Source organism: Streptomyces sp. URMC 127, from assembly GCF_051386535.1.
Lineage (GTDB): Bacteria > Actinomycetota > Actinomycetes > Streptomycetales > Streptomycetaceae > Streptomyces.
Genome location: NZ_JBPQTW010000031.1, coordinates 1 through 12,874 on the forward strand (window position 1 = coordinate 1; position 12,874 = coordinate 12,874).

Here is a 12,874-nt window from a genome sequence, read left to right on the forward strand (position 1 = left end):
CCGCCCACCCCCGTACCGCCGCCTTCGCTGTGGTGGTGGCGGAGGCGGCGGCACCCGCTCACGAACCGGCTCATCCACACCACCTCCTGTTGCTCAGGTCACTCTTGTGCCGCTGGACCTCAAGCATGCTTGAGGTGACAAGGTTTTCCTCATGGAGATCGAACAGATGCACCGTCAGCTGCAGGTCCTGACCGACCGCGCCGACATCACCGACCTGCTGGACCGTTACCTCCGCTCCCTCGACGAGCGGGTCTTCGACGAGGCATGGGTCCGCGCGTTCCACACCGAGGACGTGACCGCGGAGATGCCCATCGGCACCGTTCGCGGCCGTGAGGCCCTGCTGGCCCACATCCGGCGCGGCATGGCGCTCTTCGACCGCACCGTGCACTTCGGGACCGGTTCCGTCATCGAGATCGACGGCGACCGTGCCACGGTCCGCGGCACGCAGCTCAGCACGCACGTGCTCGCCGGCGGCTCCGAGGAGCTCTTCGTCTCCGGCGGCCGTACCCTCACCGAGCTGACCAGGACGGCCGACGGCTGGCGGATCAGTGCCACGGCGCTGCACGTGACCTGGACCCGGGGCACGCCCCCGCAGGTGCCGGACGAGTGGCTGGCGGCCCCTGCTGCCTGAGGGCGGCCGCCCTGCCGCAGCAGGCCCCCCGACTGGACATGTTCATGGCGGTGACATCTTCCCGTCGCCCGTACGTCCTTCCGGTGATCGATCTTTCTGACCGGCAGACCGATCACCGGAAGGAACGGGTCCATGTCCGTCAGCAAGTCCCGCATCGCCGCCCTCGCCGTACTCACGGCAGCCGTGTTCCCGGCCGCGTCACCGGCCACCGCCGCCTCGGGCGGCACCGTGCCGGACTACGAGACCTGGCAGTCCGACGTGAAGAAGGCCGTCGCCCCCGCCGTCCCCTGGCTGCGGGACCACTCCGCCGGACGCGGCGGGAAGCAGCCGGCGATCGTCCTGGACATCGACAACACCGCGCTGGAGACGTACTTCCACCCGGGGCGGGCCAACCGGCCCGTGCTCGACGTGGCCGAGTGGGCGCATCAGCACCGCATGTCCGTGCTGTTCGTCACCGCCCGCACCTCCTCGTCGTCCGCCCGGCAGCAACTGGAGGACGCCGGCTACCCGGTGGACGCCATCTGCACGCGCGAGCACGGCGAGAGCAAGGGCGAGGGCAAGGCGCGGTGCCGGAAGGAACTCACCGGGGACGGCTACGCCATCACCGCCAACATAGGAAACCGGTCGACCGATTTCGACGGCGGCTACTACGAGAAGGGCTTCAAGCTGCCCGACTACGGCGGCCGCCTCTCCTGACGGCAAATCGGCGTGCCCAGGCCTGTCAAGAACGCCTTTTACGACAACTTGCGACAACCTTACCGGGAGCCTTGCCTGCCCGGCGGGCGCAAGCGTTGAATTCGATCACTCGATCGATGGCCACCACCGCTGAAGGCACGCTCACGCAAGATCACCCGTGTCTGCCGGTGGCGGCTCCGCACGTCGTACAGCAAGCAAGAGGAGCACAGCCCGTGACACTTGACGCGGTGGACACCAGCGCGACCGAACGCACTGCTCAGGCAGAACAGCCCGAAGGCCCCGTGTGTTCCTACACCGAGTGGGACCCGCTGGAGGAGGTGATCGTCGGCATCGTCGACGAAGCGAGCTTCCCGACCTGGCACATGGCCCTGCCGCCCGTGCTGCCCGGCAACCAGCACGAGACCTTCCGCCGCAACGCCGGGCAGCCCTTCCCCGCCGAGCGGGTCGCCGCCGCGCGCAAGGAGCTCGAGGAGTTCGCCCACATCCTCACCAGCGAGGGCGTCAAGGTCCGCCGCCCCGAGCCGATCCCGCAGCGCACCGAGTACAGCACGCTGGACTGGAAGAGCACCGGCATGTACGCGGCGATGCCCCGCGACGCCCTGCTCGTGGTCGGCAACGACATCATCGAGTGCCCGATGGCCTGGCGCTCGCGCTACTACGAGAACCTCGCCTACCGCCCGCTGCTCAAGGAGTACTTCCGCGGCGGCGCCAAGTGGAGTGCCGGCCCCAAGCCGGAGCTGACGGACGATCAGTTCGACCAGGACTGGACCGACCCGGGCGAGGACGGCCCCCAGCGGCTCGTGGTGACCGAGTTCGAGCCGACCTTCGACGCCGCCGACTTCACCCGCTGCGGCCGCGACATCATCGCCCAGAAGAGCAACGTCACCAACGACTTCGGCATCGAGTGGCTGCGCCGCCACCTCGGCGACGACTACCGCATCCACGTCTTCGAGTTCAACGACTCGCACCCGATGCACATCGACGCGACGCTGGTCCCGATGGCCCCGGGCAAGCTGCTCATCCACCCCGAGCGCGTGCCGGAGGTGCCCAAGCTCTTCAAGGGCTGGGACGTGATGACCGCGCCCGCACCGGTCATCCCCGACTCGCACCCGCTGTACATGACCAGCAAGTGGATCAACATGAACATCCTCATGCTGGACGAGGAGCGGGTCATCGTGGAGCGGCAGGACCAGCCGATGATCGACGCGATGAAGAAGTTCGGCTTCAAGCCGATCCCGGTCAACTTCCGCAACTTCAACAGCTTCGGCGGCTCGTTCCACTGCGCCACGCTGGACGTGCGCCGCCGCGGCACCCTGGAGTCGTACTTCTAATGACGACCGGGGGGATATGGAAACACACACCGCGGGACGCGCTCCTGCTGGTGTTCAGCGTGGCGCAGTTCGCCGTCACGATCGTGCTGGCCGCCGCATGGGAGGGGGCGCCGGTCTCCTGGCGGGCCGGGGGCTTCGCGCTCCTGGCGGTGATGATGGCCTACAACATCATCGTCATCTCCCACCTCTTCACGCACGTCCCGTGGTTCACCTCGTCGCGGCTCAACGGCCTGGTGTCGATGCTCAACTCGGTCAACATCGGCCAGTCGGTGCAGGCGTACCACCTCACGCACGTCCGCAACCACCACCGGTTCAACAACGACCTCAAGGGCGCGGACGGCACGACGCGGGACACCTCGTCCACCTACCGCGGCGGCAAGGACGGCGAGCACGCACCGCTGATCAGCTACGTGCTGCTGGGCGCCCTGGACTCGCTCGTGGGCCGGGCCAAAGAGGTGCTCTACGTGGTACGGCTGTGGCGCGTGGGGGCCGGTGACGCCAACCTGCTGGCCCTCGCCTCGCGCCGGGAGCCGCGCCGCGGCAAGGAGCTGCGCCAGGTGCAGGCCGACCGCGCCGCCCACTGCCTGTCGCTGGTGCTCTTCGCGGTCATCTCGTGGCAGTGGACCCTCTTCTGCTACCTGCCCGCGTTCTTCGTGGCCCTGGCGATGGTGAACGTGCAGAACTACTACCGGCACTACGGGGCCGACCCGTCCTCGCGGGCGACGGACTCCGTCAGCCACTACGGCCGGCTGTACAACTTCCTCACCTTCAACGACGGCTACCACCAGGAGCACCACCTCAGCCCGGCGACGCACTGGTCGCAGATGCCGGTCGTACGGGAACGGCGCCGGGGCGAGCTGGACAGCCGGCCGCGCATCATCAGCCCGGTCCCGGCCATGCTCGGCTTCCTCGACCGGCGGCGCCCGCTGCTCCACCACGGCACCGCGACCGGCGGCGCACCGTCCACCGCGAGCGAGACCCGTCGGAGGAGCGCATGACCACCGGCACCACAGCACCGCGGATCACGGGCAAGGCCCTCCTGCCGGAACAGTTCCGGGTGCACGAGACGCACGCCGACGTCGACGCCGAGGCCGTCCTCAGCGTCCTGCGCGGGGAACTGGCCGCCTACCGGGTGACCGGCTTCGTCCCCGAGGAGGACCGCCGGCGGATCGTTGCGAACTTCTGGGCCTCCACGCGCCGCACGCCCCGGTACGGGGAAGGCGAGGACGGCGTCGAGGGGTACATCGTCGGCGCCTCGCACATCGAGAAGACGACGGACGCCTACCTGACCGAGGTGGAACGTTCCGCCGACGCCGTACGCGCCCTGTACGAGGGTGCGACCGACCCGGTGGCCGCCCTCCGCGACCGGCTGGCCGCCCACGGAAGCCTCGCGGGGATCCGGGCCGCGGTGCACGAAGGACGCGCCGCCGGCGACTCGAAGGCCGTCCTGTGGAACAACACCGGCGCCTTCCTGCTCATGCCGCACGACGACCTGGCCCAGCTCCGGGACCCGCTGCAGGCGGGCTTCGAGATCCAGGAGCTGCGCCGGGTGATGGCGGTCAACGTCTACCCGCAGGTGCCCGGCGGAACGGGGCAGATCAAGCTGTGGAACGTCGAGCCCGACGACCGCTCGCGCGAGCGGCTGGACCTGACGTACAGCGGCTTCCCCTACCCGCCGGAGCAGCTGGAGGGCCACCCCAGCGTGGTCGTCCCGGTCGAGAGCGGGGACCTGTGCGTGATCAACGGCAACCTCGCGCACGCCGTCCTCGGCGGGGAGACGCCCGCCGGCGACGCCAAGCGGCTGCTGCTGACCTGCTTCACGGCCCTGAACGACGCGAACGAACTCGTCTGGTGGACATGACCAGGTGGACCTGACCAGGTGGACCTGATCACGTGGATCTGACCACGGGGACCTGAACACGGGCCCGGTCGCGAAGAAGTGGTGACATCCGGGGGCGCGAGGAACCATCCTCGCGCCCCTGCGCCCCTTCGGGCGTCCGAGCCCGTTCAGGCCTTCTTCGGCGACGCCTGCTGCACGACCTCGAAGGACAGCAGCGAGGAACCCGTAGCAGCCGGCTTCGGCCGCGCCCCGTCACCCCCGCCCTGGTGGCCCTGCCGCATCGGCCCGTTCATCCAGTTCTGGTAGTCCTCCTCGCTGCGCCAGCGCGTGTAGACGAAGTAGTCGTCCGTGCCCTCCACGGGCCGCAGGAGCTCGAACCACTCGAAGCCGTCGCTGGACTCCACGACCCCGGCGCGCGAGGAGAACCGCTCCTCCAGGACGGCGCGCTGCTCGGCGGGGACGGTCAGGACGTTGATCTTGACTACGCTCATGGCCCCATGGTGCCCGATGCCCCTGTTGCCGGTGCGGCAGGGGTGCCGGTTCGCCGGCGTGGCGGCCGCGGTCGTCAGCTCACCAGGGGCAGGGTGAACATCACCTCGAAGCCCCGCGGCCGCAGGGGCCCCGCCCGGAACAGCCCGCCGTACATCCGCACGCGCTCCCGCATGCCGATCAGGCCGTGCCCGCCGCCCGTGGCGTCCCGCGGAGCCTCGCCGCTGCCGCCGTCGTCGGTCACCCGTACGGTGAGGATCTCCGGACCGTAGTCCAGCAACAGGCTCACGCGCGCCGCACCGGCGTGCTTGAGCACGTTCGTCAGCGCCTCCTGGAGGATCCGGAAGGCGCACAGGTCCGGTCCCGGCGCCAGGGGACGCCGGGCGCCCCGGACGGCGACGTCCACCGCGACCCCGGCCGCCCCGACGCGGTCGACGAGCTCGTCCAGCCGCTCCAGGCCCGGCGCGGGCCCCCCGGCCGGCCCGCCGGTCATCTCCGTCCCGTCGGGGGAGATCCGCAGCACCTGCAGCAGGCCGCGCATCTCCTCCAACGACTGGCGGGCGGTGGTGTGGATGGTGTCCAGCGCGCCCCGCGCGGTCCCCGGGTCGGAGTCGAAGACGTACGAGGCGAGGCCGCTCTGCACGGACAGCACGGACAGGTGGTGCGCGACCACGTCGTGCAGCTCGCGCGCGATGCGCAGCCGCTCCTCGGTGACCGCGTGGCGCGCCCGCGCCTCCTGTTCCTCCCGGAGCCGGGCCGTCAGCTCGGCCAGGCGCCGGTTGCGGACGCCCAGTTCCCTGATGGTCGCGCCGAAGACCCAGGCGACGCCCAGCACGACGGCCGTCTGCCCGACGCACACCTCCGCCGACAGGACGCCCGAGGCGAGCGAGCCGTACGTCCACACCACAGCCGTCGGCAGCGCGCAGGCGCCCACCGCCCGGGGCGGCTTGAGGCAGGCGATCGTGAAGAAGGCGAGGACCGGGCCCCAGACGATCGCCGACGGCTGGAAACCCTGCGCCGCATAGGCGGTGTACCCGGCGCAGGAGAGGGCCAGCACCAGCCAGGGGGCCTGCCGCCGGAAGGCCAGGGGGAGGTAGACGACGCCTGTCAGGACGATGGCCGTCGCATCGAACGGAGGCCAGCCGTCCGGCGCGTACTGCAGGGAGAAGACCGTCGTGAGCACGGCCAGCGACACCGCCAGCAGCGCATCGCCCAGACGTCCCAGAACCGGTGAACCGACCATGCGCATTCGCACACCTTAAGCCCGGCCCGTACGGGGGCCACCGGGTCCATTACGGGTCCGGGGCGGCTCTCTTCGGCCACGGCCGGTGTGAACTCTTGTGCCGGGCGCGGCGATGTAGTCCTCTGGCACCCATGGGGAAGCAGAGTGCTCTCGTCGTGACGGCTGCAGTGGCGCTGGTCGTGGGGTCCCTGGTGGCGGGCGTGCCGGGCGGAAGCGCGCAAGCCGCCGGCAACGGGCCCGCGCCCGGCGGCCCTCCACCGGCTCCGCGCCTCGGCCCCGACGCCGGCCCCGACGTCGGTCCCGGCTTCGACCTCGGCTTCGACCTCGACCGGGTGACCATCCCGGAGCTGCAGGCCCGCATGGCGGACGGGTCGCTCACATCGACCGGGCTGACCGCCGTCTACCTGCGGCGGATCGCCACCGTCGACCCGAAGATCAACGCCGTGCTGCGCACCGATCCGACCGCCATGCGCCAGGCCGCCGCCAGCGACGCCAGACACCGGCGGGGGAGTGCACGCGGTCCGCTCGACGGCATCCCCGTGCTGCTCAAGGACAACATCAACACCCGGGGCATGCTCACGACGGCCGGGTCGCTGGCGCTGGCCGGCAGCCCGCCGGACACCGACGCGGCCCTCGTGAACCGGCTGCGGGACGCGGGCGCGGTGATCCTCGGCAAGACCAACCTGTCCGAGTGGGCGAACTTCCGCGCCGCGAAGCCCACATCGGGGTGGTCGGCGGTGGGCGGGCAGACCAGGAACCCCTACGTGCTGGACCGCAATCCGTGCGGGTCGTCCTCCGGCTCGGCCGCCGCGCTCGCCGCGTCCCTGGCGCAGGTGGCGATCGGCACCGAGACCGACGGCTCCGTCGTGTGCCCGGCCGGGATGAACGGGGTGGTCGGCCACAAGCCCAGCCTCGGGCTGGTCAGCCGCTCCGGTGTGGTGCCGATCTCCGCCGAGCAGGACACCGCGGGCCCCATGGCGCGCAACGTGACCGACGCCGCGCTCACCCTCGCGGTGCTCCGCGAGGACGGCGCCGCGCGCCCCGGCGCGGGCCTGCCGGACGATCGGCAGGCGCACTCCGGCGGGCTGCGCGGCAAGCGGATCGGCCTGTGGCGGCTGCCCTCGCTCGGGCCGGACGTGGACGCCTTGATGACCCGTACGGCACAGAAGCTGCGCGCCTCGGGAGCCGAGGTCGTGGAGGTGACGCTCCCGTACCAGGAGCGGCTCGCCCAGCTGGAGTTCCCGGCGCTGCTGAGCGAGTTCCACCGGGACATCGACGCCTACCTCGCCACCCGCAAGGGGCCGCGCGACCTCGCCGGGCTGATCGCGTTCAACCGGGCCCACGCGGCGGAGCGGACCTGCTTCGCCGGCCAGGAACTGTTCGAACAGGCCCTGGCCGCCCCTCCCGTCACCGACCCGGGCTACCGGGCAATGCGCGCCGAGCTGAAGGACCTCTCCCGGCGCTCCGTGGACGAGACGATGGCCGCCCACCGGCTGGACGCCATCGCCGCGCCCGCCAACCCGCCCGCCTGGACGACCGACTGCGCACGCGGCGACAACGACATCATCCCGTCCTCGACCCCCGCGGCCGTGGCCGGATACCCCTCGCTGTCGGTCCCCGCCGGCTTCGTCGGTGAACTCCCCGTCGGCCTGCTCCTCATGGCCGGTGACCACCAGGACACCGCACTGCTGTCGCTGGGCGCCGCGGTCGAGCACCGGCTCAAGGCCTGGCGGGCACCGCGGTACCTGCCGACGGCGGGGCCCGGCGCATCCGGATGAGACCGTTTCACCGCGGGCTACACCACGGGCTACACCGCGGGCTGGACCGCGGCCCGGGCCCGGCGGGCGGCCACCGCCTCGAAGAGGGCCCACCCGTCCATCTCCGCGGTCGGAGGGTCGTCGGGATCCCACCCTCTGACCAGGGCCTCGTCCAGCACGGCCCTGACCGTCCCCGGCTCGTGGAGGTTCAGCACCGGGCCCCCGGCCGTACCGACCGCCCCCGACGGCATGAAGTACCCGTCCGGAACGAGCCGGCCGGGGCTGCCCCCGAAGGACACGTGCAGCCGCCCCCGCGCCCCGAACAGGCGGATGACGAGCGTTTCACAGCAGGCTTCGTACCGGCCGTTGCCGAGGGAACGGTGGGAGTGCCTCAGCGACCACAGGTAGGTCGCCCCGGCGACAACGAGGCGCCGCGCCGTCTTCTTACGAGCCATCCGCCGATCGTAACCGCGCGCCCCCGCCGACTGCCGTGGCGAGAGTCCCGGCAGGGGTGGAGAGTGGATGCAGGGGGATTCCGCCGAGCGGAGGCCACCATGATCATCCTCGGAGTCATTCTCCTCGTCATCGGGTTCGTGACCGGCATCTCCATCCTGTGGACCATCGGAATCATCCTGCTCGTCATCGGAGCGATCCTGTGGCTGCTGGGCGCCGTGGGCCACGCGGTGGGAGGCCGGCGGCACTATTGGTAGGCGGCGTCGCGCGTCACCGCTGAACGGCAGGTCCCGCACGGCGGCCGCTCAGATGAGCGGCGCCGCGGTCCCCGCGCGTTTCGCCGCGTACGCCCGTCGTCGCCGCGTAGGCCTGTCACGCGCGGCTCCGGCCGGGGCCGCGGGTCAGGGCGGTGTCGGCCGCGGCGAGGATGTTGCCGAACGTACGGGTGAGGACCGGCCGCATCAGGAGCCGGGTGAGGAACGCGCCGAGGACGGGCACGCGCACCTCGGCGCGGGTGGTCCAGCGGACGAGCGTCCCGCCGTCGGTCTCGGTGAACGTCATGCGGCCGAGCTCGTGCCGGGACGGCGGCAGGCTGCGGTCGACGACGTACTCCGTGGCGTACGGCGGCTCGTAGCGGGTGATGCGCTCCCGGAACCAGCCCACCACCCACAGGTGGCTGCGCACCGCGCCGGTGCCGTAGGGCGCGCCCTCGCCGCGCCGGGTCAGCCGGCAGCGCACCACCAGCGGCGAGGCCGTGTAGTTGGTGGTCGTGGTGAGCCAGGCGAAGACCTCGTCGACCGGGGCGTCGATGGTGCGCTCGACGACTACAGTTTCCACGGTTGGTGACCTCCTCGGTCGAGGGCGTGCACCGCGTCCGCGCGGTGCAGCTTGTCGGGGTTGCGCATGCCGTAGAGCCCGGTGATCCGGCCGTCGCGGATCTCGAAGGCGACCAGCCAGTCGAGCGCGCCGCCGGTGAGGAAGCGGGCGGCGGGCATGCCGTTGTACGCGGCCTGCTCGATGCGGGCCGCCATGGTGCCGTTGCGGGCCAGGCCGAGGACGAACTTCGCGACGCCGTCGCGGCCGGTGACCGGGCGGCGCACGGCGGTCGCCTTCCCGCCGCCGTCGGCGATCACCACGACGTCGGGCGCCAGCAGGTCCATCAGCGCCTGGATCTCGCCGGTCGCCGCCGCGCGCAGGAACCGCTCGACGACCTCCCGGGCCGCGCCGGAGTCGGGCTCGAAGCGGCGGCGGCGCGCGTGGACGTGCTTGCGCGCACGGTGCGCGATCTGCCGGACGGTGACCTCCGCCTTGCCGATCGAGGCGGCGATCTCGCCGTGGGTGTAGCCGAACACGTCGTGCAGGACGAACACCGCGCGCTCGGCCGGGCTCAGCGTCTCCAGGACGAGCATCATGGCCATCGACACCGACTCGGCCAGGACCGCGTCCTCGCTCACCCCGGGCGAGGTGCGGATCGGCTCCGGCAGCCACGAGCCGACGTACTCCTCGCGCCGTGCCCGGACCGTGCGCAGGTGGTTGAGCGCCTGCCGCGTCACCACGCGGACCAGGTAGGCGCGCGGGTGCTCGACGGTCGCCGGATCGACGGCGCTCCACCGCAGGTAGCTCTCCTGCAGGACGTCCTCGGCGTCGGCGGCGCTGCCCAGCATCTCGTAGGCGATGGTGAACAGCAGCGGCCGGTGCTCGGTGAAGGCGTCGTCCTCAGCCATGACCCGCCTCCGGCACCGTCCCCGGCACTCGCGCGCCTCGGCCTTGCGGCATCACACCCGGCTCCTCTCGTCGGTCCGCGACCGGCGGACTGCTGGTCCGCGGATGCCCATCGAGACACGGCGCACGGGCGAAGCGTGACACCTTCCCGCTGTGATCCCCTTCACAGCGCGGGCGCTGTTCGGACCGGCGTAACGGGGCGGCCGGGAGGCGCCGGTCGCCCGGGGCGTACGCGCCTTCCCGGGACGGTCGGCTTCCGCTTCGGCCAGGGCTGAGCCGGGCCGCGAACGACGGCCCACGAACGACGGCCCGCGAACGACGGCCCGCAGCCCCGGCCCGGCTCAGTGCCTCAGCCCGGCTCAGTGTCCCGGCCGGATTCAGTGCCCCAGCCGGCTCAGCGCCTGCTCCGGGTAGCGCGCGCCGGCCACCGCGCCGGCCGGGACGGCGTCACCGATCCGCGCCAGCTGATCCTCCGTCATGACCAGGTCCACGGCCGCGGCGTTCTCCTCCAGCCGGGCGAGGCGCTTGGTGCCGGGGATGGGGATGATGTCGTCGCCCCGGGCGAGCAGCCATCCGAGAGCGGCTTGCGCGGGGGTGCAGCCGATCTCCCCGGCGACGGATTCGAGGGCACGGACCAGCGCGAGATTGCGGTCGATGTTCTCGGCGGAGAACCGGGGCCAGCGCCGCCGGTTGTCGCCCTCGGAGAGCTCGTCGCGCGAGGAGACGGCGCCGGCGAGCATGCCGCGGCCCAGCGGCGAGTACGCCACCACGGCCGTGCCCAGCTCCCGGCAGGTCGCGAGCATCTCGCCCTCCACCACGTCCCGGGTGGCGAGCGAGTACTCCATCTGCACGGCGCTGACCGGATGCACGGCGTGCGCGTCCCGCAGGGTCCGGGGGCTCACCTCCGACAGGCCGAGGAAGCGCACCTTCCCGGCGGCGACGAGCTCCGCCATGGCCCCGGTCGTCTCCTCGACCGGGACGTCCGGGGAGCGGCGGTGGACGTAGTACAGGTCGATGTGGTCGACGCCCAGCCTGCGGAGGGAGGCGTCGCAGGCCCGCTTCACGTGCTCGGGCGAGTTGTCGACCCGGTCGACCCTTCCGCTGACGGGGTCGTGCCGCAGCCCGAACTTGGTGGCGAGGAAGAAGCTCTCGCGCGCCCGCCCCCGCAGCCAGCTCCCGAGGAGCTCCTCGTTGGCCCCGCGCCCGTAGGCGTCCGCCGTGTCGAGGAAGGTGACGCCCAGCTCCGCGGCGCGGTCCAGGGTGCGCCGCGCCTCCGCCGGATCGGCGGGGCCGTACGCGATGGACATCCCCATGCATCCGAGACCGATGGCCGAAACGGTCGCACCGCTGCCACCGAGTCTGCGGTTCTTCATGACCTGCGTCTCCTCACGTTCCCCGTACGTTCCCATGCGTTCCCATATGTCCCGGCCGTTGACCGCTCACTGCCGCCCCGCCCGGCCCCTGTTTGACCAGGGCGGAATAGGCGCGGGCCATCGCGACCAGCCGGGCGACCTCGCCCGCGTAATCCACGTCCGAAGGGACGAAGGACGTCACCGTCGGCGGCTCCTCGGACAGTTCGACCTCCCGCATCTTCGCATCGATCGCCGCCGCCACGAGGGCCGCCCCGGCCTCGGCGCTCGCGCCGTCCGGATCCCCGGGCATGTACGGGCGCAGGGCGAGGATCCCGTCCTGGATCTCGATGACGCGCCGGTAGAGCCGGTAGTTGATGTCGTACGGCGCGAATCGGGCGAGCCGCGAGCGCTCCGGAGGGCTCAGTGCGATGTTCGGGCTGGCGGCGCAGAGATCGCTCCAGAGCCGGTGGAGCTTCTGATGGGCGACGAAGTGCCTCGTGCGCTGCCGGGCGGCGGAGACCCGCGGACCCCAGGAGGGCATGGTGAGCCCGGCCGCGAGGAAGGTGATGCCGACCCCGTTGGCGACGGGGGTGACGGCCTCCCAGTTCAGCGGGGCGAGGTCCAGCTGTACCGCGACGACGGCCCAGGCCCGGTTGAGGCAGTAGACGAGGTAGGCGGCGGCACCGGCCGCCGTGCAGTGCAGACCGCGGCGCAGCCACGCGCGGCCGGCGACCCTGCCGTACCGGAGGCTCAGCCGGATGATCTCGACCATGCTCGCCCCGAACGCGGTGACGTACAGCAGCAGATAGGCCGCAGTGACGGGGCGGTGCGCGTTCTGCAGCAGGTAGTGCGACGACCGCTGACCGGACCCGTCGTCCCCGGCCCACCACAGGGTGATCATGACCAGGCCGCAGAGGGCGGTGACGGTCAGCAGCACGCGTGTCCTTGCGCGCGCCACCTCGCGCGGGTGGACCCAGTGGACGATCGCGATCAGGAAGGCGGCGCTGGAGGAGGCCCCGCCCGCCAGGTGGATGCCGAGGGCCCCCAGGTTCGTGACGCCCGTGAAGGCGTCGACGGCGGCCGAGACGGCGGGGGTCGACAGGACGAAGGAGACGCCCTTGCAGAGGAACGCGACGAGGAGGGCGATCAGCGACGGATCCCGGCTTCCCTTCCGCACGTCGAGGAGCTTGTACAGGAAGGCGACGGCACAGAGGGCGGCGCAGAGGGGGAAGACGATGCTCTTCAGCCCCAGCACGGTCCCTCCCCGGCGAAGAGCGGCGAGGCCCCGGAGGTCACGGAGGTTATGGAGGTCATGGAGGCTACGGGGGTCGGATAGGTCAGGGATGTCACGGAGGCTACA

General features: G+C 71.8%; 14 protein-coding genes. 7 read left to right on the forward strand and 7 right to left on the reverse strand.

What is annotated here, in order from left to right; all coding sequences use genetic code 11:
* Positions 1-151: 151 nt before the first annotated feature.
* From ACSNOH_RS10290 to ACSNOH_RS10310, 5 genes are all read left to right on the forward strand, one after another.
* Positions 152-631, forward strand: coding sequence for a nuclear transport factor 2 family protein (locus ACSNOH_RS10290; RefSeq protein WP_436720944.1), 480 nt, complete (start codon positions 152-154; stop codon positions 629-631).
* A 132-nt stretch (positions 632-763) separates the two neighbouring features.
* Positions 764-1,327 carry an HAD family acid phosphatase gene (locus ACSNOH_RS10295; RefSeq protein ID WP_436720945.1) on the forward strand — a complete coding sequence of 188 codons (564 nt, stop codon included), beginning with the start codon at positions 764-766 and terminating at the stop codon, positions 1,325-1,327.
* A 212-nt stretch (positions 1,328-1,539) separates the two neighbouring features.
* Positions 1,540-2,658: an amidinotransferase gene (locus ACSNOH_RS10300; protein WP_436720946.1), complete on the forward strand. Its 1,119-nt coding sequence runs from the start codon at positions 1,540-1,542 to the stop codon at positions 2,656-2,658.
* A gap of 59 nt (positions 2,659-2,717) precedes the next feature.
* Entirely contained in the window at positions 2,718-3,656 is a 939-nt protein-coding gene (locus ACSNOH_RS10305) for a fatty acid desaturase family protein (RefSeq protein WP_436720947.1), read from the forward strand.
* Positions 3,653-4,519 (forward strand): hypothetical protein, encoded by an 867-nt coding sequence (locus ACSNOH_RS10310; RefSeq protein WP_436720948.1) that lies wholly within the window; start codon positions 3,653-3,655, stop codon positions 4,517-4,519. Before ACSNOH_RS10305 ends, ACSNOH_RS10310 begins: the two co-directional genes overlap by 4 nt.
* 146 nt (positions 4,520-4,665) lie before the next feature.
* Here the strand turns inward: ACSNOH_RS10310 and ACSNOH_RS10315 are convergent, their stop codons facing one another.
* Positions 4,666-4,989, reverse strand: coding sequence for an antibiotic biosynthesis monooxygenase family protein (locus ACSNOH_RS10315; protein ID WP_436720949.1), 324 nt, complete (start codon positions 4,987-4,989; stop codon positions 4,666-4,668).
* Positions 4,990-5,063: 74 nt separating this feature from the next.
* The gene (locus ACSNOH_RS10320) at positions 5,064-6,230 is read right to left on the reverse strand and encodes a sensor histidine kinase (RefSeq protein ID WP_436720950.1); all 1,167 of its coding nucleotides are present in this window, start codon (positions 6,228-6,230) and stop codon (positions 5,064-5,066) included.
* Between the two features lie 131 nt (positions 6,231-6,361).
* On the opposite strand from ACSNOH_RS10320, the gene ACSNOH_RS10325 reads away from it, so the two are divergent.
* A complete protein-coding gene (locus ACSNOH_RS10325) occupies positions 6,362-8,008 on the forward strand; it encodes an amidase (protein WP_436720951.1) in 1,647 nt (548 codons plus the stop codon).
* Positions 8,009-8,037: 29 nt separating this feature from the next.
* Here ACSNOH_RS10325 and ACSNOH_RS10330 read toward each other — a convergent pair whose 3' ends face one another.
* Entirely contained in the window at positions 8,038-8,442 is a 405-nt protein-coding gene (locus ACSNOH_RS10330) for a hypothetical protein (RefSeq protein WP_436720952.1), read from the reverse strand.
* Between the two features lie 99 nt (positions 8,443-8,541).
* Here ACSNOH_RS10330 and ACSNOH_RS10335 point away from each other — a divergent pair, with 99 nt between their 5' ends.
* The gene (locus tag ACSNOH_RS10335; RefSeq protein WP_436720953.1) at positions 8,542-8,697 is read left to right on the forward strand and encodes a DUF6131 family protein; all 156 of its coding nucleotides are present in this window, start codon (positions 8,542-8,544) and stop codon (positions 8,695-8,697) included.
* Positions 8,698-8,812: 115 nt separating this feature from the next.
* On the opposite strand, the gene ACSNOH_RS10340 is transcribed toward ACSNOH_RS10335, so the two are convergent.
* The 4 genes from ACSNOH_RS10340 to ACSNOH_RS10355 form a co-directional block, all read right to left on the reverse strand.
* Positions 8,813-9,277 (reverse strand): SRPBCC family protein, encoded by a 465-nt coding sequence (locus tag ACSNOH_RS10340; RefSeq protein ID WP_436720954.1) that lies wholly within the window; start codon positions 9,275-9,277, stop codon positions 8,813-8,815.
* A complete protein-coding gene (locus ACSNOH_RS10345; RefSeq protein WP_436720955.1) occupies positions 9,265-10,164 on the reverse strand; it encodes an RNA polymerase sigma-70 factor in 900 nt (299 codons plus the stop codon). The genes ACSNOH_RS10340 and ACSNOH_RS10345 overlap by 13 nt, the downstream gene beginning before the upstream one ends.
* A gap of 375 nt (positions 10,165-10,539) precedes the next feature.
* Positions 10,540-11,535, reverse strand: a complete 996-nt coding sequence (locus tag ACSNOH_RS10350; protein ID WP_436720956.1) for an aldo/keto reductase — start codon at positions 11,533-11,535, stop codon at positions 10,540-10,542.
* A gap of 13 nt (positions 11,536-11,548) precedes the next feature.
* Positions 11,549-12,769 (reverse strand): MAB_1171c family putative transporter, encoded by a 1,221-nt coding sequence (locus tag ACSNOH_RS10355; RefSeq protein ID WP_436720957.1) that lies wholly within the window; start codon positions 12,767-12,769, stop codon positions 11,549-11,551.
* Positions 12,770-12,874: the final 105 nt, after the last annotated feature.